Here is a 22500-nt window from a genome sequence, read left to right as displayed (position 1 = left end):
GAGACACCATGACCGAGTACCGGATCTACCCCGCCATCGGCGTCGCCCGCGTAGGCAACGCACCGGACAAGTTCTACATCGAGCCGGACCGCTATTGCGGTCTGCCCATCATGCCGGATGGCCAGCCGTTCAACCAGCGGGACTTCCGCGACGAACAAGGCAGGCTGTGCCGCCAGGCCGCGCGCTTCCAGGTATATAAGGTGGAAGACGGCAAGAGCGAGCCGCTGACGCTGTCCAGCGCCGGCGTCAAATCCATCCGCTGGACCGTGCACCTGGCCAACAAGAAGCCCAGCTGGTACACCTTCGTGCCGGCCGAGGGAGAAGACGGCTATGCCTCGAACCATCCCATGCGCAATCCGCAGGTGGAAGACCGCCATACCCTGCTGATAGACGCCGGTCCGCGCAGCATTGCCGGCAGCAGCCAGCGGGGAGAGCAGTTCAGCAAAACCACCGTGCCGGCCGGCTATGAGGGCGCGCACTTTCCGCCCAGCCCGCTGTACCCGATGAAGGACTCGATAGACACCCTGGGCGAGTTGCGCACCGACCAGGACGGACGGCTGCTGGTGCTGGGCGGCTACGGCATCGCCGGCTCCGCCGATCCCGACGCCACAATCACGGACTATGCCAACAACGACGGCTGGTGGGACGATACCTCGGACGGCCCGGTCAGCGCCCGCATCGAACTGGCCGACGGCACGGTGATAGAGGCCCAGCCCGCCCACGTGCTGGTGGCGCCGCCCAAATACGCGCCGGAAGTCCCCAATCTGGTGACCCTGTACGACACCATCTTCGACGCCATGGTGCGCAGCGGCCATTATCCTGAGATTTACGAAAACGGCTTTTGGAAATCCGGCAAGAACGGCTTCCTGCCCAACTTCCAGGCCGAGATCAGACCCTTGCTGGAACGCGCCACCTATATGCCGTGGGTAGCGGCCGTTCCGCCCAAGCCGCACCAGTTCGACTTCGGCATGCTGGGCGCCACCGGCGCCGACGGGCTGGGCGCCGAGGAATTCCGCGGCTTCCGCCAGTACATTCTGGACTTCATCCGCCCGCCCTATCAGGAAAACGACATCCTGAACGCCGGCGGCGCGACGATGATGCCCTACCTCGCCGGCGACAACTGCCTGGTGCCCAGCACAGCCACCAGCAAATACATGCGCCTGACCGACACTCAGTACTTCATGCTGCAGCAATGGGTGGCCGGCAGTTTCGTCAACCAGCCGCCGACCGCCGAAACCGCCGCGGACCTGACGCGCGCGGCGCTGGACAACTGTGTGGGCGGCCCGTTCTCGCCCGGCATAGAGATGACCTGGATTTCGCGCAATCCGGCCATTTACCGCGAACCGTTCCGCATCCGCAACCATTTCGTTCCGCAAGGCCCGCTGAGCCTGGACTTCAACCTCAAGCGCGGCATGGAGCCCGGCGACGTCACCCGCTACATGGCCATTCCGTGGCAGGCGGACTTCAACGAATGCTCTTCCCAGCCGCTGGACGGCCGCACCTTGTGGTGGTGGCCCGCGCAACGGCCGGAGTACGTTTATCTGGAGCCGAAGCCGCAGCCGCGCGCCCTGCAAGCCTCTCCGCCGCCGTCTCCGGATCAGGAAACCGGCAAACAGGTGCCATGGATAGGCACGGACTACGACCAGATGTCCAATAGCTACATCCGCTTCGCCGAGGACATCGAGATGGTGAAATTCTGGTCCGGCCTGGGCTTCATCATGGAAAAGCAGGTGGAAGGCGAACGGCGCTTCGTCGAAGTGGAACGCGCGCTGCCGCGTCCTTTCGACCCGACGGGCGCCGCTCGAAACAATGAGCGCTAAACACTACGACGCACTGGTCGCCGGCGCCGGTCCAGCCGGTTGCGCCGTCGCCCTCGCCTTGCAAAAGCTGGGGGTGGACACGCTGCTGGTGGACCGCCCGCTGGCGCAGCCCTTCCGCATCGGCGAGTCGGCCACGCCGGATGTGGCCGGCCTGCTGGAACGCCTGGGCATCCAGCATGATCTGGCCCGCCACCGTCCCTATCACGGCAATCTCGCCCTGTGGGGCGCGGAAACCCCGCAGCTGGACCACTTCCTGTTTCGCGGCCGCGGCCACGGCTGGCATCTGGATCGCGCCGCTTTCGACCGCATGCTGCAACAGGAAACGATGGCGAGCGGCGTGGCCTTTCTCGGCCAGTCCGGCCTGGACGGCATCGCCCCGGCGGATGGAGGCTGGCGGCTGCAGGTGCGCGGCCTGGGCGAAACGTTCGCGCGGGTAGTGGTGGACGCCGGGGGGAGGCGCTCGCCGCTGGCCTCCCGGCTGGGCGTGGCGCGCCATAGGCTGGACCGGTTGCAGGCGCTGGCCTGTCACGTGGATGCGACTGGCGAATTGAGCGGCTATTCGTTGGTCGAGTCCTGTCCCTATGGCTGGTGGTACGCCGCGGCGCTGCCGGATGGCCGGGCGCTGGTGGCGCTGATGACGGACCATGACCTGGCCCGCGATTTGCGGCTGGAGCAGCCCGACGCCTTCCTCTCCGCTTGGCGCGGGACACGGCTGCTGGCGGAACGGCTGCCGCCGCCGCAAGGGATAGAGGCGATCCACGCCTTCGCCGCGCACAGCGGCTGTGCCTCCCGCGCGGCCGGACCGGGCTGGCTCTGCGTCGGCGACGCGCTGATGGGGCTGGACCCTCTGACCTCGTCCGGCATCAGCGGCGCGCTCAGCGACGCGCTGGCCGCCGCGCCGGCCATCGCCGGCATGCTGGATGGAGACGCTAGCCTCGCGCGCAGCTACGCGCGGCGCGCCAACGACAGCTTCTCGCGTTACCTGGCGGAAAGGCGGCAACATTATCTGCTGGAAACGCGTTGGCGCGATCAGCCGTTCTGGCGGCGGCGCGGGGCGCTGCCGCCAGCCTCCGGCTAGGACCTGCTGACGCGGATTCAAACGCCGCGGCCGGACAACTTACCAGGCGACGCCCTGCGGCTTTCGCGCCGCTTGGCATCAAGCAAGCCCGCGGACCAGTCCAGATAGCGCGGCGGCTCGCTCAGGCTCACCCGGAAACGCTCGCCTGCTCCGGCCGCCGCCTGCCACAGATAGAGCTGGTCGGCATGGCCGCCGCTGGGCCAGGCGGTCAGATAATAATCCGCCGCGCGCGCCCAGTCCTTGAACGACACCACGTCGCCGTCCTGCAGACAGCCATCCGGCCGGCTGTAATTGACCAGCCGCAACTCCGCGGAGCGGTTCAAAGGCCCCTGCGCGGTGTAATAGGCGTACTGGTTGGCGCCCGGAGCGCCCCACCAGGTCCAGAACCAGCCGGGCCGGTCTGCCCGCTCCAGCCTGACATACTCGCCGGAACGTATGCAGCCGTTGTCGCGCATCGAAAAATTATTGGACAGATTGAATCGCGAGCTCGCGCCAGGCACCGCCGCATCCGTCTTCAACCAGCCATCGTTGGCATCCGCGGCCCGCGCGTAACGGCCATTGGCCAGATTCTGCAGGGTGACGCCGCGATAGCTGCCTGGCTGGGCCGTCAGCGAGCGCCGCGGGACCGAGGCGTCCGCCCAGGCGAAAGCCTGCACCGGGTAATGGTCGCTGAAATCAGCGTAGGCGAAGGTTTGCTTCGCCACGGCGGATTGGACGGTCCACTGCGGCGAGGCCGCGTCCAGCGCCTGGTTGTGCCATGCCGCCAGCTGGCGATGCCCCTTCAGCAGCAGGATGTAATCCAGGTACTCCGGCGCGTCGCCCGTGCGCGCGCCGTAGCGCTCCAGCGCGATGCCGTTGCCGGCGGTGTCGAAGCTGTACGGCATGCCGGCATAGCGCGGCTCGTCGGCATTCAGGATGTCCAGCAAGGCGCGGTACTCGGCGCTCTTATTGCGGTCCGTATTCATGTCGCCGGCGACGATCACCGTCTCTTCCGGCGGCAAGTGCCGGGCTTGTATCCAGTTCGCCATCTCGCGCAACTGGGCCTGGCGAACGGCGATGTCGCCATGGTTGGCGCAGCCGCTGTCTTCGGACTGCAGATGCGTGCCTATGACATGGAAAATCCGCCCGTCGGCATTGATTTTCGCATAGGCGAAACCTTTCAGCGCTTGCCCATCCCAGCTGCAGCCAGGCGTTTGGAACAGGTATTGCCGCTTTTCCGCGATGGGCCAGCGGCTGACAATGGCCACGCCGCCGTCCTCCGGCTTCAGCGCGTTCCAGCCCTCGCTGCCATCCCAGCCTTGCCGGGTCCGGCCTATCACCGGCGTCTGATACGGAAAGCGCGGCTTGAGCAGGGACAGCAAGCGCTCAGACGCCGCATTGTCCTGCAGCTCCTGGAACACCATCACGTCCTGATCCTGGGCGATGCGGGAGGCTGCCATCAGTTCAACGCGGCGCATTTGGCCATAGTTGGGATACAAGGCCTGCGGCAGCAGCATGGCGTTCCAAGTGGAGAGCCGCAGCGCCTCCGGCGGGGCGGCGACGGCCGCCGCGGTCCAGGCCAGCGCCGCGCCTAACAAAACCTTCCTGATTTTCATTCGGAATCCTCGAACCAGAATGGAAACCGGATAAATTGGGCAAGATGAATTGCAAAATGGTTAATTATTGAAAATTTAAAAATACATTCGCACTTATCAAGTCGATTGTTCATATTTCTCGACCAGTGGGTCCATTAGTGAATCCATGGATGACATGGATTATCCAAAATCCAATACGCGCTACTTTGACCATAAAGCATCATCTCAGGCGGATGGCCCGCCATGGATGAGCCAAGGGCAAGAGGAGCCGAAACATGGATTTGCATCACCTACCGCAAAATGCCGTCCGCTACGCCATCTCCGCGCTACAGGCTGGGAATTTAGCCGCCTGGAGCACGCCACTCTCGCCACAGGCCCGCCTGTTCGACGACGGCGCTCCGCGCGACCTGGCGGCGTTCAGCCGCGCGGCGCTGGGTCATGAGCGCTTCGCCTCCATCCCTAGCGTCAGCCCGGATGGGCTGGAAGTGTCCGGGTTTTCCATACCGAGCGCTGGAGAGATTTCAAAGCCTATTTCCGCTTCGCGCTGGACGCGGACGGGCGCATTGCGGGGCTGGATATCGGACAGACCTGAGCAGTCCGGAAAAGGAAAGAGACATGCATACCGCACTGGTGATGCTGGGTGGGTTCACTTGGCTGGCGGCCTGCCTGGGCGCCGGCCATCTGAGCGGCCAACCCGCTGTCGGCGCGCTGGCATTCATCCCACTGTGGCTCGCCGCCCCGCCGTCAATCTATGGTTCGGCGTCCGCGCCGGCTATGCCATGCGCGAGGAACTACCCATCTTCCTGCTGGTTTTCGCCCTTCTCGCCGCCATGGACGCGCGGCAGTGGTGGAGGGGTTCGGGACCATAGGCTGAAAAAACAGCCGCGGCCCTTTCGGAGCGCGGCTGTTTTGGTCTTCGCAAGCAATGCGCTTACTCGTGGATGGCTTCCACGGCGAGGCTGATCGTCACCTCGTCGCCCACGTAGGGCGCGTACTTGCCGGCGTTGAACTCGCTGCGCTTGACCACGGTGCTGGCGTTGGCGCCGATGGCGTCCTTCTTCAGCATCGGGTGCGGCTGCTGCTGGAAGCTGGACAGCGTCAACGTCACCGGCTTGGTCACGCCCTTGATGGTCAGATTGCCTTCCACCGCGGTCGGCTTGTCGCCGTCGAACAGCACCTTGGTGGACTTGAAGGTGGCGGTCGGATATTTGGCGGTATCGAAGAAGTCCGCGCCCTGGATATGGCCGTTGAACACCGGGTAGCCGGTATCAACCGACTTCATGTCTATGGTCACGTCCACGGAGCCGGTCTTGGCTTCCTTGTCCAGCACGATGCTGCCGCTGGTCTTGTCGAAACGGCTCAGCTGGGTGGAAAAGCCGAAATGGCTGTACGAAAAACGCGGGAAGGTGTGCGTGCCGTCGATGACGTAGGTTTCCGGCTTGGCCAGCGCGGCGCCGCTGAATCCGGCGAAGGCTACGGCGGCCAGGGTGAGGCGGGTCAGTTTCTTCATGGTTTCTGTCCTTGTTTGAGTGCGGCCGCGCTTACTTGGCGCGCGCCAGCAGATGGAACTTGATCTGGATGTCGTTGGCGACGGTGCCGAAATCCTTCCAATCGCCCTCGCCGATGGCGAAGTCCGCGCGCTTGATGGCGAAAGCGCCGTCGAAAGCCGCCATCGCGCCCTGCGGCGTCATGGTGGCCACCGTGCTGACGGCCTGGGTGCGGCCCTTGATCGTCAGCTTGCCGTCCACCTGGAAGCGGTTGCCGCCCAGCGGCTTGATGGCGCCGGACACAAAGCGGGCCGTCGGGTACTGCTTGGTGTTGAACCAGTCCTTGTCCGACACTTGGTCGTTGGCCTCGGCCGAGCCGGTATCTATGCTGGCGATGTCCACCGTCAGCTCCGCCTTGGACGTCGCCGGCTTGGCCGGGTCGAAATTCAGCGCGGCGGAGAATTTCTTGAAATGGCCCTGCATGCCCACGCCCATCTGCTTGTAGCCGAAGGCGATATTGCTTTTGTCTTGCTGAATGACGGTGTAGGCCGCAGCCTGGGCCGCGAGCGGGGCGGCCAGCATGCCGCCGAGCAGCAACGGCAGCACGATGCGTTGGAATATCATGTTCGGTTCTCCGGGTGGGGGATTCAGGAACGGGCGCGCCACGGCAGCATGCGGCTCAACACGTCGTCCTTGTCTATCAAATGGTGTTTCAGCGCAGCGCCCGCGTGGCCGATCACTGTCGCGGCCAAGAGATAATTCAAGGCGCGGTGCAGCGCGTTCAAGGCGTGGCCCAGCTCGGGATTGGGCGCGATCAGGTCCGGCAGCGGCAGCACGCCGAGATACACGGTCTGCACGCCCTTGGCCGAGCTCATCAGCCAGCCGGACAGCGGAATGGCGACCATCAGCAGATACAGCATGGCGTGGCCCGCATGGGCCAGCGCGCGCAGCGCGCCGCTCATGGATACGGGCAGCTCGGGCGGACGATGCCCGGCGCGCCAGGCCAGGCGCAGCCACACCAGCAGGAACACGCTGACGCCGCCCCATTTATGCCAGGAATAAATCTTCAGCTTGAACGGCGACAGCGGCAGGCCATGCATGTAGAAGCCGACGCAGAACAGGCAGATCAGCATGAGGGCCATCAGCCAGTGCAGAAAAATGGCGGTGGCGGTGTAACGCTTTTGGGACATGGCGGCCTCGGGTTGAAATCGACGATCCATGCGCGGCGGCTCAAGGCAGGGAACAGAGCGCGCATGCCCATGGATGATGCTGAATGTAAGCGGTTTTCATTTACTGAAAAAGCCCGCCTAAACAAATTTATTGTTTCCCATTAATAAACAATAGCGTGTCGCGTCGGCAGAATGACCCGCATGACTACTTAGTCGCTTGACAGTGACAAGCGGGAATGCCGATAAAAATTCTAACCCGCTACCGGCTTCACCCCGTACTGCGCAGCTCCCATGACAACCCCAAGCCAGCCGGCCACACGCCACGGAGACACCAGCATGCAAACCAGCACCAACGGCATCAACCTGATCAAACAGTTCGAAGGACTGAAACTGACCGCCTACCAGGATTCGGTAGGCGTCTGGACCATAGGCTACGGCCACACCGGCCCTGATGTGAAGCCGGGCCTGACCATCAGCAACGACCAGGCCGAGCAGTTGCTGCGCCAGGATCTGGCGCGCTTCGAGCAGGGCATCGGCAATCAGGTCAAGGTTGCCATCAATCAGAACCAGTTCGACGCGCTGGTCAGCTTCAGCTACAACCTGGGGCTGGGCAATCTGCAAAGCTCCACTCTGCTGCGTCTGCTGAATCAGGGCGACTACCAGGGCGCGGCCGGGCAATTCCCCTTGTGGGACAAGGCCGGCGGCAAAGTGCTGCCGGGCTTGCAAAAGCGCCGCCAGGCAGAGCAAGCCCTGTTCCTGACGCCGGTATCCGCCACCGCCTAAGCCTCTTTCCCGCGTCGCCGCCACAAACCGCCCGCCCGCTGCTAAGCTGGGCGGGTTTCTCATTGTTCATTCCAGTCATGCCCCACACCCGCTCAGCGCGAGACGCCCTGCTGTGCCGACGCTGTCAGCACTACTTCATCACATACAACCCGGCCTTCCCCTATGGCTGCCGCGCCATGGGCTTCTCCAGCAAACGCCTGCCCTGTCTCGACGTGCAGGAGGCGTCAGGCCGGCCTTGCCTGCGCTTCCAGCCCAAGCCCGGCCAAAACAGCTAGGCCGCGTCCGCGCGCGCCAAGGTCAGGATGATTTCCGCGCAGTCCTCCCACAAGGGGCCGCCCTGCCAGTCCCCTTGCAGGGCGGCGATGCGCAGGCCCTCGGCCTCCAGCTCCGCCCGCAACGTCGGCAAATCGCAAAAGCGCAATGCGGCATCCACCTCTCGCGCCTGATCCTGATCGACAAAATGATAGCGGCTGCGATAGGCAACCAAGCCGTCCGTCTCGGACAACAGCCTGTGGCTAAGCGCCACCTCGCCCAAACGCGGATGACGGACGCGGCGCGGCGGCTGGCTGTCATAACGCAGCCATGATCTGGCCGCAGGATTACGGGTTTCGAACACGAAGCGCCCCCGCTCCGCCAAATGGACGCGGACCATGCGGAACACCGCCCGGCGGTCTTGCTCGGTCAGGAAGCACTGGAAAGCATGGCCGGCGCAATAAATCAGATCGAAACGACCATCCAGCTCGAAATCGCGCGCATCGCCCCGCAACCCGCGCACGCTCTCGCCGCCAGGCCGCCGCCTCGCAATCTCCAGCATCGCCGCCGCCGGCTCCAGCCCCGTCACCTCCGCCAGGCCGGACATCGCCGCCGCCAGCATGCCTGTGCCACAGCCCAAATCCAGCACGCGGCTTGCCGTCTCCGACAGCAAGCCCATGTAGAAATCATTGTCCGCGCCCCAGGTATTGAATAAATCGTAAATCTCAGCCAGCTCTGGCGCTTCATACAGCAAATTTGGCATTCTCTCCACCCCAAAGCGGCATTCCAAAGTCATTATGCCCCATGATTTCAAACGGCGAGATTCGAGCAAAAATTCCATAACAAGCAGTTGATTTCAATAATATTTTTTATTCAATCATCGGCCTGGCTAATTTGCCGCATCAAAAAATACGATTAGATTGCGGCAGCCTTCCTCTCGTATGTTTTGTTCAGCGCCATCCAAAGCGCAGAACACCCCTACCCCTAAAGGAGGATGTCATGAATGAGGAGACTCTGAAGAAGATCCAGTCCAATCCGAAGTATCTGGAACTGGTCCACAAGAAAACCAGCCTAGGCTGGACGCTGGCCATCGTCATGCTGGTCATCTATTACGGCTACATCCTGGTGCTGGCCTTTGATCCAGCCTTGCTGGGCAAACCGCTGTACCAAGGCGCCACCATGACCGTAGGCATCCCGGTGGGCGTATTCATCATCCTGTCCGCCTTTGTGCTGACCGGCATCTACGTGCGCCGCGCCAACCATGAATTCGACCCGCTGACCCAGCAAATCGTCGAGGAGGCCAAGTGATGCAGCAAATCCGACTCAAACTCGCCGCCTGCGCGGCGGCCCTGCTGCCCGCGCTAGCCTGCGCGGCCGGCGCGATAGAAGGCGATGTCAAGCAGCAAGCCACCAACTGGCACGCCATCATCATGTTCTTCGTGTTCGTGGCCTTCACGCTGGGCATCACTTACTGGGCGGCTCGCCGCACTAAATCAGCCAGCGATTTCTACGCTGCCGGCGGCGGCATCACCGGCTTCCAGAACGGACTGGCCATCGCCGGCGACTACATGTCGGCAGCCTCCTTCCTTGGCATTTCCGCCCTGGTGTTCGAGAAAGGCTACGACGGCCTGATCTACTCCATGGGTTTCCTGGTCGGCTGGCCCATCATCCTGTTCCTGGTGGCCGAGCGGCTGCGCAACCTCGGCAAATACACCTTCGCCGACGTCGCCTCCTACCGCCTGCAGCAGACGCCGGTGCGCAGCTTCGCCGCCCTGTCCACGCTGGTGGTGGTGGCGATCTACCTGATCGCGCAGATGGTGGGCGCGGGCAAGCTGATCCAGCTCTTGTTCGGCATGAGCTACAGCTCCGCCGTGCTAATGGTCGGCGTGCTGATGGTCTGTTATGTGCTGTTCGGCGGCATGCTGGCCACCACCTGGGTGCAGATCATCAAGGCGGTGTTGCTGCTGTCCGGCGCCACCTTCATGGCCATCATGGTGCTGTCTACCGTCGGCTTCAGCCCGGAAATGATGTTCGAGAAAGCCGTGGCCGCGCACAGCAAGGGCGCCGCCATCATGGCGCCGGGCAAGGCTGATCCTATCGACTCCATCTCGCTGGGCCTGGCGCTGATGTTCGGCACCGCCGGCTTGCCGCACATCCTGATGCGCTTCTTCACCGTGGCGGACGCCAAGGAAGCGCGCAAGTCGGTGTTCTTCGCCACCGGCTTCATCGGCTACTTCTACATTCTCACCTTCATCATCGGCTTCGGCGCCATCATGCTGGTGCTGAACCATCCAGGCATGATGGAAACCGTGGTCAAGAACGGCAAATCCGTCACCCAGCTGATAGGCGGCAACAATATGGCGGCCATCCACCTGGCCGACGCCGTCGGCGGCGACATCTTCCTCGGCTTCATCTCCGCCGTCGCCTTCGCCACCATTCTGGCGGTGGTGGCCGGCCTGGCGCTGTCCGGCGCGTCCGCGGTGTCGCATGACCTGTACGCCAGCGTGATCAAGCATGGCAAGGCCAATGAGGCCGATGAGATCCGCGTGTCCAAGATCACCACCGTGGTGCTGGGCGTCGTCGCCATCGTGCTGGGCCTGGTGTTCGAGAAGCAGAACATCGCCTTCATGGTGGGCCTAGCCTTCTCCATCGCCGCCTCGGCAAACTTCCCCGTGCTGTTCCTGTCGATGTTCTGGAAGGGCCTGACCACGCGCGGCGCCGTGCTGGGCGGCCTGGTAGGCCTGCTGACCGCGGTGGTGCTGATCGTGCTGGGGCCGACTGTGTGGGTGGAAGTGCTGAAGCATGAGCACGCGGTGTTCCCGTACAAGAACCCTGCCATCTTCTCGATGACGCTGGCCTTCGTCACCACCTGGCTGATCTCGGTGCTGGACAGCTCCAAGCAGGCGGCCCTCGAAAAATCCAAGTTCGAAGCCCAGTACGTGCGGGCGATGACCGGCATCGGAGCCAGTGGCGCCAGCAAGCATTAAATGTCACCATCATTGACACGCCGCGCGCCGGATGACGCGTGGCGACAACATCAAAGACTTTGGAGAAACACATGTCGACGCTAGATTCCATCCTCAAGGAAACCCGCAGCTTCGCCCCGTCGGACGAGTTCCGCCGCAAGGCGGCGATCAGCGGCATGGAGGCCTACAACGCCTTGTGCGAGCAGGCCGACGATCATTACCTGTCGTTCTGGGGGGATCTGGCGCGCGAGTTGATCACGTGGAAGAAACCGTTCTCCCGCGTGCTGGACGACAGCCAGGCGCCGTTCTTCAAGTGGTTCGACGACGGCGTGCTGAACGCGTCCTACAACTGCCTGGACCGCCACCTGGCCGCCAACGCCAACAAGATCGCCATCATCTTCGAGGCCGACGACGGCGACGTCACCCGCGTCACTTATGCAGAGCTGCACCGCCGCGTTTGCCAGTTCGCCAATGGCCTGAAGAGCCTGGGCGTGGCCAAGGGCGACCGCGTGGTGGTCTACATGCCCATGGGCATTGAAGCCGTAGTGGCGATGCAGGCCTGCGCCCGCATCGGCGCCATCCACTCCGTGGTGTTCGGCGGCTTCTCCGCCGGCGCGGTGCGCGACCGCATCCAGGATGCCGGCGCCACGGTGGTGATCACCGCCAACGAAGGCCTGCGCGGCGGCAAGAGCGTGCCGCTGAAGTCCACGGTGGACGAGGCGTTGACGCTGGAAGGCGCGGAGTCTATCAAGCACGTTGTGGTGTATCAGCGCACCAACGGCGGCGCAGACTGGACCGATGGCCGCGACGTATGGTGGCACAAGCTGATAGAAGGCCAGAGCGAGGCCTGCGAGCCGGAATGGATGAACGCCGAAGACCCGCTGTTCATCCTCTATACCTCGGGCTCCACCGGCAAGCCCAAGGGCATCCAGCACAGCACCGCCGGCTATTTGCTGGGCGCGATCAACAGCTTCCGCTGGGTGTTCGACTACAAGCCCAACGACGTTTTCTGGTGCACCGCCGACGTGGGCTGGATCACCGGCCACAGCTACGTCTGCTACGGCCCGCTGGCCAATGGCGCCACCCAGGTCATCTTCGAGGGCGTGCCCACCTATCCGGACGCCGGCCGCTTCTGGCGCATGATTGAAAAACACAAGGTTTCCATCTTCTACACCGCGCCGACCGCCATCCGCTCGCTGATCAAGCTAGGCGCCGACCTGCCCAAGCAGTTCGATCTATCCAGCCTGCGCGTGCTGGGCACGGTGGGCGAGCCGATCAACCCGGAAGCGTGGATCTGGTATTACGAAACGGTGGGCGGCGGCCGCTGCCCCATCGTCGATACCTGGTGGCAAACCGAAACCGGCTCGGCCATGATCGCGCCGCTGCCGGGCGCCGTCGCCACCAAGCCGGGATCATGCACCCTGCCGCTGCCGGGCGTGATCGCCGACATCGTCGACGAATCCGGCGCGCAAGTCGAACCGGGCCGCGGCGGCTTCCTGGTGATCAAGAAACCGTTCCCGTCCCTGGTGCGCACCATCTGGAACGACCCGGACCGCTTCAAGAAAACCTATTTCCCGGACGAGTTCAACGGCCAGTACTACCTGGCCGGCGATTCGGCCAACCGCGACGAGAACGGCTATTTCTGGATCATGGGCCGCATCGACGACGTGCTGAACGTATCCGGCCACCGTCTGGGCACCATGGAGATCGAGTCGGCCCTAGTGGCCAACCCGCTGGTGGCGGAAGCCGCCGTGGTCGGCAAGCCGCATGACGTCAAGGGCGAAGCCGTGGTGGCCTTCGTGGTGCTGAAGGGCGCCCGCCCGCAAGGCGACGCCGCCAAGACCGTGGCGGCCGAGCTGAAAAACTGGGTGGCGCACGAGATCGGCAAGATCGCGCAGCCGGACGACATCCGCTTCGGCGAGAACCTGCCCAAGACCCGTTCCGGCAAGATCATGCGCCGCCTGCTGCGTTCCATCGCCAAGGGCGAGGAAATCACCCAGGACGTGTCCACGCTGGAAAACCCGCAAATCCTGCAGCAGCTGCAACAGCCCCTGTAATCCCCTTGTAGACCTTGACGGCCGTCGCCCGCGCGACGGCTTTTTTTATTTCAGCGGGAAAAACGGCGAACGGCACTCCATATGCCACAAATCATGCCGCTCCCCGTGCAGCAGCATGCTCCGCTCCGCCTTGCCGAACACAGTGAAGCCATTGCGCTGCAACACCTTCAGCGAACCGGCATTGACCGGCCGCGCCGTGGCCCCAGCCTGGCCAGCTTCAACTCGCCAAAGGCCGTGTCGCGCGGCGCGGCCAGCGCTCGGCTGGCTATGCCTTGGCCGCCTGTTCATTTTCACGCTCAGACGCGTTCTGCTCGCCTGTTAACCGTCATCGGAATATGCGACACTCCAACAAAAGACTATGCCAATAGCGTTTAGACGCCGCCACCCAGCAAGAGCCATGCCGATGAAGAATCCCCCTCGCCGCTCCGCCTTCCGCCCCTCCCAACTGCTGCGCGCCGGCCTGTTGGCCGCCGCCGCGCTCTGCGCCGCCCAAGCCCAGGCCGATGAAGGCGGCATGGGTTTCTGGCTGCCAGGGCAGATCGGCACGTTCGCCGCGGTGCAAAACGATCCGGGCTGGTCCTGGACATTCAGCGGCTACCACGCTTATGCTGACTCGGCCACCCGCAACCAGAACAAAAAGGGCCGCGTCACCAATGCCCAGTTGAGCACGCCCAACGACTTGCTGTTCATCGCGCCGACCTATACCTTCGCCACGCCGGTGGCCGGCGCGCAGGCTGCCATTTCGCTGACCGGCCTGTACGGCCGCACCGAGGTATACGCCAACGCGGCCACCACCACGCCCAAGGGCAAGACGCGCAGCGACAGCAGCGACGATACCCGCAGCGGCATCGGCGACCTCTACCCCATGGCCACGCTGAAATGGAATTTCGGCAAGCATAACTATCTGGCGTATGCGACAGTCGGCGCGCCGACAGGCGACTACGACGTGAACCGCGCCGCCAACCTGGGCCTGAACCACTGGTCATACGACGCCGGCGGCGGCTACAGCTATCTCGATGAAAAGAACGGCACCGAGTTCTCCGCCGTGCTGGGCCTCACCTTCAACCAGAAGAACCCGGACACCGACTACCGCAACGGCACCGACGCTCATCTGGACATCTCGCTGTCGCAATTCCTGAATGAGGATTTCCATATCGGCCTGGTCGGCTACGCCTACCACCAACTGGAAAACGACGATGCGCCGGGCCTGGGCAAGAAGAACCTGAAATCGCAAGTCGCCGGCCTGGGACCGCAAGCGGGCTACTTCTTCAAGGTGGGCCAACACAAGTGGTACGCCAATCTGAAGGCCTATGACGAATTCGACGCCAAAAACCGCACCGCCGGCTGGAACGCCTGGCTGTCGCTGTTTGTGCCGCTCTGATTTCTTGTAGGGCGGAAGCCCGGAGGGCGTTCCGCCGATAAGCTCACCTTCTGGATACTTGATCCCTTCACGGAACCTCATAGTCGCAAGCAGCCCGAGCGTGATGGGAACCGGGAATCGCCTAATGAAACCCTACAGAGTATGACGCTTTCCCCACACGACTTCTCCTCCCTGGACGAAACAGAGCTGGCTCACCTTGATGCCCTCCTCGCCAGCGCTAACGAGAAATGGCCGTCGTTCTACGCAAACCGGCAACGCCCCTGCCCTTTCTTCGTCGACGCCCCTGACGAAAACCTCGCCGCCTGGCTAGACGCGGGCCGCATTTCGCCTGGACTGGCCATAGACCTAGGCTGCGGCCACGGCCGCAACGCCTTGCACTTGGCCGGCAAGGGATTTCGCGTTCGGGCCGTGGACTTCTCGGAATCCGCCATCGCCTGGGCCCGCGAACGCGCCGCCGCTAGCGGACAGCGCGTCGAAGTCATCCAGGCCTCGGTATTCGAATTTCCATTTGAAGACAACGCGGCCGATTTGGTCTACGACGGCGGCTGCTTCCACCACCTCGCGCCTCATCGCCGCCATCAGTACATGGCGCGCGTCGCCCGCATGTTAAAGCCGGGCGGCTATTTCGGCCTGGTGTGCTTCGCACCGACGGGCGGCAGCGGCTTCAGCGACGCCGAGGTATACGAGAAAAACAGCCTAGGCGGCGGCCAGGGATACGACGAGTCGCGCTTGCGCGAGCTGTGGTCGCCCTGGCTGGATATAGAGGCCATCACCCCCATGCGCGATATGCCGGCGGATGGCCCGCTGTTCGGACGGGACTTCCTGACAACCATGCTGGCGCGCAAACGGTAGGGCGGAAGCCCGGAGGGCGTTCCGCCATGGATGAAGTCAATAAGTGGCAGATCGCCCCGCAAACGGGGCATCTGCCCTACACACATCACTCCGCGCCCAGCGATACCCGACCCACACGGTAATGCTCGCAACCAGGGGCGCGATAGTCCGGTGCCTCTCGCAACAGAGCGATGCGCGTGAGTGACCAGGTGCCGGGATCGAAAGCGCTTGCCAGCGCCAGCATATTCGCGTCCTGCAACCGCGTCCGTCCCCAATCCGCCTCGGCTGCGCGCCGGACCGCCAAAGATTCGACGGCCAACATGGATAAGCGCTCGATCACAGCATGGCGCGCCTGCGTCGCGTCATCCTTCCACTCGCCGAACCAGGCCACGGCGCTGTGAACCGCCGGCCGGCCGAACGACTCGCTCAGCGCGGCGAAGCCCGGTCCAGACAGAAAGTCGCGCATGCCTTCCGCCGTCCGCCACAGATAGAACGGCGCGTAGGCGTTGGCCCCTCCCTCCGGTTTCAGGCTATATAGATAAGCTTTGAATGCCAGCCCCGGCAGGCCGTCGGTCAAATGGCCCTTCTCTGCGATGCGGCGCTCGATGATATCCATCGGATAATCCGCCGGCAGCGCAATGCGATATTGCATGGTCAGCATCGTTGCAGCTCCCGCGCGCTCAGCGTGGAGGCCATGCGGCCATGGCTGAACGACCAGTTGTCCATATCGCCGTCGGCGATCACCACTATGAGGTCGGCCGGGGACAAACCCGGCGCAGCGCGCAGCACCTGCGCCATGCGCGCGTACAGCGCGGCCTTAGCCTCGGCCGGTCGCGGCTTGCCGGTCTGGATGGCCACCAGCACGAAATCATCCGAGCGCGGGCCGCCGGCGTAGTCGCGGTCGAAAATCATCTCGCCCGGCTCGTGCTGATGGACCAGCTGGAAACGGTCGGCCGGCGGCACGTCGAAGCATTCCGCCATGGCCTGGTGGATGCCGTCGGCCAAGGCGCGCAGATATTGCGGCGGTTTGCCTTTGAGCAGGGAAATGCGGACATAGGGCATGACGTTCTCCTTAACGGGATAGGTCGGTCAGAACGGCATCCAGCTGCTCCAGCGCGGCGGTAGCGGAGGGCCAGCCCACATAGAAAGCCAGATGGGTCAGCAGCTCGCCCAGTTCCTCGGCGCGCAAACCATTGTCCAGCCCACGCCGCAAGTGGAAATCCAGGGCATGCGGACGGGCCTGGCCCAGCACGGCGGCCAACGTGATCAGGCTGCGCTCGCGCGGCGACAGCGCGCCTCGCTTCCAGACATCGTCGAACAAGACTTCGCGCGTCAATTGGTCCAGCTTGGGCGCGAGGCGCGGCAGGGCTTCGGGGGCGGAAAACATGGGGATTCCTTTGGCTGCGGAGAAGAGACGCGCTGACTATAGCCCTAGCCATCCATGCTGAAAATCGCATATATTTTCATAGTCCATCCCAAAATTCAGGATAGTTAATGCGCAAGCCTTTGTTCGATCTGGACGCGCTGCATAGTTTCGCCTGCGGCGTGGAGCTGGGCAGCTTCGCCCGCGCCGCCGAACGGCTGCACCGCTCCACTTCTGCCGTCAGCGCCCAGCTGAAAAAGCTGGAGGAACAAGCCGGCGCGCCGATTCTGCAAAAGAACGGCCGCGGCCTGACGCCCACGCCGGCCGGCGAAACCCTGCTGTCCTATGCCCGCCGGCTGCTGGAGCTGAACGACGAGGCGTTGCAGGCCGTGCGCGGCGCGGCCTTGTCCGGCGGCGCAAGGCTGGGCCTGGCCGAAGATTTCGGCGAGGGCATGCTGCCGCATGTGCTGGGCCGCTTCGCCCGCGCCTGCCCGGAGGTGCATGTCGAGGTGCGGGTGGGACGCAGCCTGGAGTTGCAGCGCGCGCTGCAAGCCGGCCAGCTGGACCTGGCCCTGCTGTGGAGCGACGGCTCGCCCTGGCCCCATCAAGACCAGTTGGGGCAGATCCCGCTGCATTGGATAGCTCCCGCAGGCCCGCCGCCGCAGGCGGATGGGCGGTCCTTGCCCTTGGTTCTGTTCGATGCGCCCTGCCTGGTGCGGCGCCTGGCCTGCGACGCGCTGGACCAGGCCGGCCGGCCCTGGCGCATCGCCGTCAGCGGCAGCAGCCTGGCCGGACTGTGGTCTGCCGTGCGCGCCGGACTGGGGATCAGCGCGCGCTCGGCCCTGGGCCTTCCCGCCGATCTTCAGCCGCTGCCCCCCGCCTTTGCCGGCCTGCCTCCCTTGCCGCGGCTGGAGCTGGCGCTACGGTGCGCCCAGACGCCGCTGCCGCCGCAGGCCGAGCAATTGCGCCGCATCCTGCTGGACAGCCTGGAAGCGCGCGTCGTCCAGGCGCTTGACCGTCCGGGTGTTGAAGCGAATGCGGCTAACGACGATAATTAGCGGTTTTTGAAGCGGAATCCGACAGCATGACCGTCATCCCCCTCGTCGAACGGATCGACGCCCTCCTGCCGCAAACCCAGTGCGGACAGTGCGGCCACGCCGGCTGCCGCCCGTATGCCGAAGCGCTGGAGGCAGGCAGCGACCCGATCAACCGCTGCCCGCCGGGCGGCGAGGACGGCGTCCGCGCGCTGGCGGAACTGCTGAACCTGCCCGTCGTCGCCTTCGACCCGGCCGGCCCGCAACCCAAGCCGCGCGCGCTGGCCGTGATACGAGAAGACAGCTGCATCGGCTGTACGCTGTGCATCCAGGCCTGCCCGGCCGACGCCATCGTGGGCGCGGCCAAGCTGATGCATACAGTCATCGCCGACGAGTGCACCGGCTGCGAGCTCTGCCTGGCGCCCTGTCCGGTGGACTGCATCGATCTGGTGCCGGTGGCGGACCCGGATGACGCCAAACGCGAACGGGTGATGGCGCGCGCCGCCCAGGCCCGCAAGCGTTACGACGCCCGCCAGGCGCGCAAGGCGCGCGACGCCGCGGACAAAGCCAGGCGGCTGGCCGAACGCGCCGCCGTGCCGGCCCCGGCGGCATCCGCGCCAGCCCAAGTCGAAACGCCGACGCCGGCCGCCGCGGCGCTGGACAAGAACGAGCTGATACGCAAGGCGATGGAACGCGCCAAGCAGCAGGCCCCGGTGGCCGCCACCACCGCCTCGGACAAGATGGCGGTGATCCGCGCCGCCATGGAGCGCGCCGCCGCGATGAAAGCCGCCCAGCAAGAAGCCGACAAGGACCAAGAGTGAACGCAGCCAAACGCCTGGAGATATTCCGCCGCCTGCGCGAAGCCAATCCGCACCCAACCACCGAGCTGGAATACGCCACGCCGTTCGAACTGTTGATCTCCGTGCTGCTGTCGGCCCAGGCCACCGATGTCGGCGTCAACAAGGCCACGCGCCGGCTGTATCCGGTCGCCAACACGCCGGCGGCCATTTTGTCCCTGGGCGAAGAGGGCCTGGCCGATTTCATCAAGACCATAGGCCTGTACAAGACCAAGGCCAAGAACGTGATAGCCACCTGCCGCATCCTGCTGGAACAGCATGGCGGCGAGGTGCCGCAAACGCGCGAAGCGCTGGAGGCGCTGCCCGGCGTCGGCCGCAAGACCGCCAACGTAGTGCTGAACACGGCCTTCGGCCAGCCCACCATCGCGGTGGACACCCACATCTTCCGCGTGTCCAACCGCACCCGCATCGCGCCGGGCAAGGATGTGCGCGAAGTGGAGGACAAGCTGCTCAAGTTCGTGCCGGCCGAGTTCAAGCTGGACGCCCACCACTGGCTGATCCTGCATGGACGCTACATCTGCAAGGCGCGCAAGCCGGAGTGTCAGCACTGCGTCATCGCGGACCTCTGCGAATATCCGGCAAAACCGTTATGATAAAAATGGAGAGAGAAACTGGGCGCAGATGAAAATAAGCCAATTGCAAAAAAGCACAACCGCCCTCATTTATCTTCCCGCATCAGCCCAAAAGGATCGCCCGTGACCACCCGTCTCCGCATCATGGCCGGCGCCCTGCTCGCGGCCTCGCTACTGTCCGGCTGCGACCGGATAGAGCAGTTCGTCAAAGGCAGCAGCCAGCCTGCCCCCGTAGCCATTCCCGCTCAGCAGGATGGCCGCGTAGCCATGCTGTTGCCCGATTTTACCCAACTGGTCACCCGCGACGGCCCGTCCGTGGTCAATATCCAGGCCTCGCGCGAGAACGCCTCGCCGCAGCCCAGCAGCGCCTCCCAGCTGCCAGTGCCGGAAGACGACCCGCTGTACGACTTTTTCCGCCGCTTCATGCCTAATCAACCGCCGCAGGACCAACAGCAGGAAGATAGCGTCTCCTACGGCTCCGGCTTCATCATCAGCAGCGACGGCTACATCCTGACCAACGCCCACGTGGTGGCCGACGGCCGCCAGATCCGCGTCACGCTGACCGACAAGCGCGAGCTGCGCGCCAAGCTGGTGGGGCTGGACAAACGCAGCGACGTCGCGCTCTTGAAAGTGGCGGCGGCCGATCTGCCGGAGGTCAAGATAGGCAGTCCGGCGGACTTGAAGGTGGGCGAATGGGTGGCCGCCATCGGCGCGCCTTTCGGCTTCGACAACACCGTCACGGCCGGCATTGTTTCGGCCAAGGGCCGCAGCCTGCCGGACGAGACCCTAGTGCCCTTCATCCAGACCGACGTGGCGATCAACCCCGGCAACTCCGGCGGCCCGCTGTTCAATCTGCGCGGCGAAGTGGTCGGCATCAACTCGCAAATCTACAGCCGCTCCGGCGGTTTCATGGGCATTTCCTTCGCCATCCCGATCGACCTGGCGATGCAAGTGGCCGACCAGCTGAAGACCAAGGGCAAGGTCAGCCGCGGCCAGCTCGGCATCAATATCCAGGAAGTGACGCAGGAGCTGGCCCAGTCCTTCGGCCTGCCGCGCCCGGCCGGCGCGCTGGTGGTCCGGGTGGACCCGAAGGGACCGGCCGCCAGGGCTGGCCTGCAGCCCGGCGACATCATCCTGAAGATGAACAGCCAGGCCATAGACAGCTCCAAGGACCTGCCCATGCTGGTGGGTTCGCTCGGCCCCGGCACCAAGATCAAGCTGGTGGTGTGGCGCAAGGGCTTCGAAAAAACCATGGAAGCGACGCTGGTGGAGCAGGCGCCGGACAACGAAAACAACGCCAAGCCTGCCAGCGGCGAAACGCCGCAGGGCTACCAATTCGGCAAGCTGGGCCTGACGCTGTCCGAGCTGACCAGCGAGCAGCGCGCCGATCTCGGCATCCGCGGCGGCCTCTTGATCCAGAAGTCGCAAGGCCCAGCGGCCCGCTCCGGCCTGCAGCCCGGCGACATCATCATGGGCCTGAACCAGAACGACATCACCAGCATCACCGCCTTCGAAAAAGCGCTGGCCAGCTCTGGCGGCCATGCCGCCCTGCTGGTCAAGCGCGGCGACTCCGTGCTGTTCATCGCGCTGCGCACCGACTAAGCCGGCGCGCTCCGCTCGCGGCGCCGTCCATCCGCAAGGTGGACGGCGTTTTTCATTCAGCCTGGACCGCCCCTGCTTGATACCAGGAGCAAGCTGCATGGCGTCGCGCTGATGACGGTCTCCGGCTTTTGGCTGCTGCTGCCATCCGCCTGCGTCGGGCCATCACGCAAGCCAAGGCGGCTCGCGCGAGCCTGATCGAAACCACGAATATGTCGCCCCACGCCGCCAACCATATCAATCCGGATCATTTTCTGCATCGGACCGATCAGCAACTGCCAACGCCAGAGCAAGGCAAACAAGCCTGGGCGCTTGCCTATGCCGAGCTGGAACGGCAGCTGCTCCACGGAGAGGGCCGGCTCACGCTCTGCGTCGTCTGCGGCCTGCAAGGATCGGGCAAGAGCAGCTGGGTGCGCCGGCGAGACCCCGCGCAGGGCGAGCGGATGATCTTCTTCGACGCAGCCCTGCCCTCGCCCCAGCATCGCGGCAAAGCGCTGGACTATGCGCGCAGCGCGGGCAGCCCAGCCATCGCCGTCTGGCTCAACGCGCCCTTGCCGCTGGCCCTGGCGCGCAATGCGCAGCGGCCGCCATCGCAACAAGTGCCGGAAACCATCATTCATCACACCCAATCGCTATGGCAGCCGCCGCAACTCGATGAAGGCTTCAGTCGAGTCATCGAAGTCGATGCCTATCACTTCTGATGCCCTCCTCCGCCGCAGCCCCAAACAGCGCCATGAAAAAAGCGAGCCTCCGGTGTCTCGCTTTTTTTCATTCCTCACGGGCTCACGACAAAAATGACACGTGCCAAGATACCCCGTAGTAGCTTTTCATTTACAATGAGCCGGCAAATCATTTGACATTCCAAAGCAGCAACCAAAACTCAAATCAATTGGAAGGGAAAATATGAAACGCAAGCTATGGATAGCCGCTTTAGGTCTGCTGGCGGCGCAAACCACCCTCGCCCAGACTGAAACGACTCAGGAAATCGGCAGTGGCCAACTGGCTGGCGAAAAACAGGTGTCGCTGTTCCGCCAAACCGACGACGCGTTGCCGCAAGTGAGCTTCAACACCACCGGCTATACGCTGTTCGGCGTCCTGTATGTCGCGGCGGCGGTCGCCAAGATGAAATCGCAAAGCAGCAGCCTGCAAGAAGCCTATCACGCCTATCTGCAAACCCATCCTGAACAGCCTACCCTGCAGCAGGCCTTCCGCAACAGGCTGGAGCAAGACATGAAAACGGCGGGGATAGAGGTGGCGAGCTTCGACGACGTGCAAAGCGAAAGCAACGACAAAGAGCTCAAATACCGCTTCGACGCGTCAAAACTCAGCACCCACAAACTGGTCGTGCTGGACAAACTCAATACCTCTTACTTCGCGCCCAGCTCCACCGACCCATACAAACCGCTCAGCAAGGTGGTGGTAACCGTGTACGATCATGACCATCCGGATGCCAAACCCTTGCAGTTTGTGCGCGTAGCCAATGCCGCGCAGGGGGATTCCCCGTATGTATTCAAAGATTATGAGGCGCTCAGCAAGGACATCGGCCAAGCCTACTCCGGCCTGAAAGCCAGCGCGGAAATGCTGGCCGATGAACTGATCCGCTCGATGACCAAGACGGACACCGCCGCCGCCTCTGCGCCGTAAGGCCGGCTCCATGCGAAAAAGGGCGAGGCCCAT

At 63.9% G+C, this 22500-nt stretch carries 23 protein-coding genes; 15 read left to right on the top strand and 8 right to left on the bottom strand.

Annotated elements, in window-relative coordinates:
- The first annotated feature begins 8 nt into the window (after positions 1 to 8).
- Positions 9 to 1820 (top strand): LodA/GoxA family CTQ-dependent oxidase, encoded by a 1812-nt coding sequence (locus tag C2I19_RS11210; protein ID WP_103902778.1) that lies wholly within the window; start codon positions 9 to 11, stop codon positions 1818 to 1820.
- Entirely contained in the window at positions 1810 to 2898 is a 1089-nt protein-coding gene (locus C2I19_RS11205) for an NAD(P)/FAD-dependent oxidoreductase (RefSeq protein WP_103902777.1), read from the top strand. Before C2I19_RS11210 ends, C2I19_RS11205 begins: the two co-directional genes overlap by 11 nt.
- Before the next feature lie 17 nt (positions 2899 to 2915).
- Here the strand turns inward: C2I19_RS11205 and sph are convergent, their stop codons facing one another.
- The 4 genes from sph to C2I19_RS11175 form a co-directional block, all read right to left on the bottom strand.
- The gene (gene sph, locus C2I19_RS11200) at positions 2916 to 4493 is read right to left on the bottom strand and encodes a sphingomyelin phosphodiesterase (RefSeq protein ID WP_103902776.1); all 1578 of its coding nucleotides are present in this window, start codon (positions 4491 to 4493) and stop codon (positions 2916 to 2918) included.
- 910 nt (positions 4494 to 5403) lie between these two features.
- Complete coding sequence (locus tag C2I19_RS11185) at positions 5404 to 5982, bottom strand: YceI family protein (RefSeq protein ID WP_103902775.1); 579 nt, start codon at positions 5980 to 5982, stop codon at positions 5404 to 5406.
- 31 nt (positions 5983 to 6013) lie between these two features.
- The gene (locus C2I19_RS11180) at positions 6014 to 6583 is read right to left on the bottom strand and encodes a YceI family protein (RefSeq protein ID WP_103902774.1); all 570 of its coding nucleotides are present in this window, start codon (positions 6581 to 6583) and stop codon (positions 6014 to 6016) included.
- A gap of 23 nt (positions 6584 to 6606) precedes the next feature.
- Entirely contained in the window at positions 6607 to 7149 is a 543-nt protein-coding gene (locus tag C2I19_RS11175; RefSeq protein ID WP_103902773.1) for a cytochrome b, read from the bottom strand.
- A 315-nt stretch (positions 7150 to 7464) separates the two neighbouring features.
- Between C2I19_RS11175 and C2I19_RS11170 the strand changes: the two genes are divergently transcribed.
- Both C2I19_RS11170 and C2I19_RS11165 read left to right on the top strand, forming a co-directional pair.
- Positions 7465 to 7911, top strand: coding sequence for a lysozyme (locus C2I19_RS11170; protein ID WP_103902772.1), 447 nt, complete (start codon positions 7465 to 7467; stop codon positions 7909 to 7911).
- Positions 7912 to 7988: 77 nt separating this feature from the next.
- Entirely contained in the window at positions 7989 to 8186 is a 198-nt protein-coding gene (locus tag C2I19_RS11165; protein ID WP_103902771.1) for a hypothetical protein, read from the top strand.
- On the opposite strand, the gene C2I19_RS11160 is transcribed toward C2I19_RS11165, so the two are convergent.
- Complete coding sequence (locus C2I19_RS11160) at positions 8183 to 8926, bottom strand: class I SAM-dependent methyltransferase (RefSeq protein ID WP_158253694.1); 744 nt, start codon at positions 8924 to 8926, stop codon at positions 8183 to 8185. The genes C2I19_RS11165 and C2I19_RS11160 overlap by 4 nt on opposite strands.
- 236 nt (positions 8927 to 9162) lie before the next feature.
- On the opposite strand from C2I19_RS11160, the gene C2I19_RS11155 reads away from it, so the two are divergent.
- The 5 genes from C2I19_RS11155 (at position 9163) to C2I19_RS11130 (ending at position 15419) form a co-directional block, all read left to right on the top strand.
- Positions 9163 to 9471: a DUF485 domain-containing protein gene (locus C2I19_RS11155; protein WP_103902769.1), complete on the top strand. Its 309-nt coding sequence runs from the start codon at positions 9163 to 9165 to the stop codon at positions 9469 to 9471.
- Positions 9471 to 11150: a cation acetate symporter gene (locus C2I19_RS11150; RefSeq protein ID WP_103902768.1), complete on the top strand. Its 1680-nt coding sequence runs from the start codon at positions 9471 to 9473 to the stop codon at positions 11148 to 11150. Before C2I19_RS11155 ends, C2I19_RS11150 begins: the two co-directional genes overlap by 1 nt.
- A gap of 71 nt (positions 11151 to 11221) precedes the next feature.
- Entirely contained in the window at positions 11222 to 13186 is a 1965-nt protein-coding gene (acs, locus tag C2I19_RS11145) for an acetate--CoA ligase (RefSeq protein WP_103902767.1), read from the top strand.
- A gap of 403 nt (positions 13187 to 13589) precedes the next feature.
- Positions 13590 to 14567 (top strand): SphA family protein, encoded by a 978-nt coding sequence (locus C2I19_RS11135; RefSeq protein ID WP_103902801.1) that lies wholly within the window; start codon positions 13590 to 13592, stop codon positions 14565 to 14567.
- 141 nt (positions 14568 to 14708) lie between these two features.
- Entirely contained in the window at positions 14709 to 15419 is a 711-nt protein-coding gene (locus tag C2I19_RS11130) for a class I SAM-dependent methyltransferase (protein ID WP_103902765.1), read from the top strand.
- 85 nt (positions 15420 to 15504) lie between these two features.
- Here C2I19_RS11130 and C2I19_RS11125 read toward each other — a convergent pair whose 3' ends face one another.
- The 3 genes from C2I19_RS11125 to C2I19_RS11115 are packed head-to-tail and all read right to left on the bottom strand — an operon-like array spanning position 15505 to position 16785.
- Positions 15505 to 16059, bottom strand: coding sequence for a DUF4865 family protein (locus C2I19_RS11125; protein WP_103902764.1), 555 nt, complete (start codon positions 16057 to 16059; stop codon positions 15505 to 15507).
- Complete coding sequence (locus tag C2I19_RS11120; RefSeq protein ID WP_103902763.1) at positions 16053 to 16460, bottom strand: tautomerase family protein; 408 nt, start codon at positions 16458 to 16460, stop codon at positions 16053 to 16055. Before C2I19_RS11120 ends, C2I19_RS11125 begins: the two co-directional genes overlap by 7 nt.
- Before the next feature lie 10 nt (positions 16461 to 16470).
- Positions 16471 to 16785, bottom strand: a complete 315-nt coding sequence (locus tag C2I19_RS11115) for a carboxymuconolactone decarboxylase family protein (RefSeq protein ID WP_103902762.1) — start codon at positions 16783 to 16785, stop codon at positions 16471 to 16473.
- 107 nt (positions 16786 to 16892) lie between these two features.
- Between C2I19_RS11115 and C2I19_RS11110 the strand changes: the two genes are divergently transcribed.
- The 6 genes from C2I19_RS11110 to C2I19_RS11085 all read left to right on the top strand — a co-directional run bounded on the left by C2I19_RS11110 (position 16893) and on the right by C2I19_RS11085 (position 22467).
- Positions 16893 to 17819, top strand: a complete 927-nt coding sequence (locus C2I19_RS11110; protein ID WP_103902761.1) for a LysR substrate-binding domain-containing protein — start codon at positions 16893 to 16895, stop codon at positions 17817 to 17819.
- Between the two features lie 26 nt (positions 17820 to 17845).
- Positions 17846 to 18616, top strand: coding sequence for an electron transport complex subunit RsxB (gene rsxB, locus C2I19_RS11105; RefSeq protein ID WP_103902760.1), 771 nt, complete (start codon positions 17846 to 17848; stop codon positions 18614 to 18616).
- Positions 18613 to 19245 carry an endonuclease III gene (gene nth / locus C2I19_RS11100; protein WP_103902759.1) on the top strand — a complete coding sequence of 211 codons (633 nt, stop codon included), beginning with the start codon at positions 18613 to 18615 and terminating at the stop codon, positions 19243 to 19245. Before rsxB ends, nth begins: the two co-directional genes overlap by 4 nt.
- Before the next feature lie 123 nt (positions 19246 to 19368).
- Entirely contained in the window at positions 19369 to 20826 is a 1458-nt protein-coding gene (locus C2I19_RS11095; RefSeq protein WP_103902758.1) for a DegQ family serine endoprotease, read from the top strand.
- A gap of 209 nt (positions 20827 to 21035) precedes the next feature.
- Positions 21036 to 21524, top strand: a complete 489-nt coding sequence (locus C2I19_RS11090; RefSeq protein WP_146056793.1) for an AAA family ATPase — start codon at positions 21036 to 21038, stop codon at positions 21522 to 21524.
- A 202-nt stretch (positions 21525 to 21726) separates the two neighbouring features.
- Complete coding sequence (locus tag C2I19_RS11085) at positions 21727 to 22467, top strand: hypothetical protein (protein WP_103902756.1); 741 nt, start codon at positions 21727 to 21729, stop codon at positions 22465 to 22467.
- Positions 22468 to 22500: the final 33 nt, after the last annotated feature.

Source organism: Chromobacterium alticapitis (assembly GCF_002924365.1).
Lineage (GTDB): Bacteria > Pseudomonadota > Gammaproteobacteria > Burkholderiales > Chromobacteriaceae > Chromobacterium > Chromobacterium alticapitis.
Note: the sequence above shows the minus strand (reverse complement) of the source record. Positions and strands in the feature narration are given on the sequence as shown.

What these genes read in the sequence shown, in the direction of transcription:
- C2I19_RS11210 (WP_103902778.1), top strand. Translation starts at nt 9, where the DNA reads ATGACCGAGTACCGGATCTACCCCGCCATCGGCGTCGCCCGCGTAGGC.
- C2I19_RS11205 (WP_103902777.1), top strand. Translation starts at nt 1,810, where the DNA reads ATGAGCGCTAAACACTACGACGCACTGGTCGCCGGCGCCGGTCCAGCC.
- sph (WP_103902776.1), bottom strand. Translation starts at nt 4,493, where the DNA reads ATGAAAATCAGGAAGGTTTTGTTAGGCGCGGCGCTGGCCTGGACCGCG.
- C2I19_RS11185 (WP_103902775.1), bottom strand. Translation starts at nt 5,982, where the DNA reads ATGAAGAAACTGACCCGCCTCACCCTGGCCGCCGTAGCCTTCGCCGGA.
- C2I19_RS11180 (WP_103902774.1), bottom strand. Translation starts at nt 6,583, where the DNA reads ATGATATTCCAACGCATCGTGCTGCCGTTGCTGCTCGGCGGCATGCTG.
- C2I19_RS11175 (WP_103902773.1), bottom strand. Translation starts at nt 7,149, where the DNA reads ATGTCCCAAAAGCGTTACACCGCCACCGCCATTTTTCTGCACTGGCTG.
- C2I19_RS11170 (WP_103902772.1), top strand. Translation starts at nt 7,465, where the DNA reads ATGCAAACCAGCACCAACGGCATCAACCTGATCAAACAGTTCGAAGGA.
- C2I19_RS11165 (WP_103902771.1), top strand. Translation starts at nt 7,989, where the DNA reads ATGCCCCACACCCGCTCAGCGCGAGACGCCCTGCTGTGCCGACGCTGT.
- C2I19_RS11160 (WP_158253694.1), bottom strand. Translation starts at nt 8,926, where the DNA reads ATGCCAAATTTGCTGTATGAAGCGCCAGAGCTGGCTGAGATTTACGAT.
- C2I19_RS11155 (WP_103902769.1), top strand. Translation starts at nt 9,163, where the DNA reads ATGAATGAGGAGACTCTGAAGAAGATCCAGTCCAATCCGAAGTATCTG.
- C2I19_RS11150 (WP_103902768.1), top strand. Translation starts at nt 9,471, where the DNA reads ATGCAGCAAATCCGACTCAAACTCGCCGCCTGCGCGGCGGCCCTGCTG.
- acs (WP_103902767.1), top strand. Translation starts at nt 11,222, where the DNA reads ATGTCGACGCTAGATTCCATCCTCAAGGAAACCCGCAGCTTCGCCCCG.
- C2I19_RS11135 (WP_103902801.1), top strand. Translation starts at nt 13,590, where the DNA reads ATGAAGAATCCCCCTCGCCGCTCCGCCTTCCGCCCCTCCCAACTGCTG.
- C2I19_RS11130 (WP_103902765.1), top strand. Translation starts at nt 14,709, where the DNA reads ATGACGCTTTCCCCACACGACTTCTCCTCCCTGGACGAAACAGAGCTG.
- C2I19_RS11125 (WP_103902764.1), bottom strand. Translation starts at nt 16,059, where the DNA reads ATGCTGACCATGCAATATCGCATTGCGCTGCCGGCGGATTATCCGATG.
- C2I19_RS11120 (WP_103902763.1), bottom strand. Translation starts at nt 16,460, where the DNA reads ATGCCCTATGTCCGCATTTCCCTGCTCAAAGGCAAACCGCCGCAATAT.
- C2I19_RS11115 (WP_103902762.1), bottom strand. Translation starts at nt 16,785, where the DNA reads ATGTTTTCCGCCCCCGAAGCCCTGCCGCGCCTCGCGCCCAAGCTGGAC.
- C2I19_RS11110 (WP_103902761.1), top strand. Translation starts at nt 16,893, where the DNA reads ATGCGCAAGCCTTTGTTCGATCTGGACGCGCTGCATAGTTTCGCCTGC.
- rsxB (WP_103902760.1), top strand. Translation starts at nt 17,846, where the DNA reads ATGACCGTCATCCCCCTCGTCGAACGGATCGACGCCCTCCTGCCGCAA.
- C2I19_RS11095 (WP_103902758.1), top strand. Translation starts at nt 19,369, where the DNA reads ATGGCCGGCGCCCTGCTCGCGGCCTCGCTACTGTCCGGCTGCGACCGG.
- C2I19_RS11090 (WP_146056793.1), top strand. Translation starts at nt 21,036, where the DNA reads ATGTCGCCCCACGCCGCCAACCATATCAATCCGGATCATTTTCTGCAT.
- C2I19_RS11085 (WP_103902756.1), top strand. Translation starts at nt 21,727, where the DNA reads ATGAAACGCAAGCTATGGATAGCCGCTTTAGGTCTGCTGGCGGCGCAA.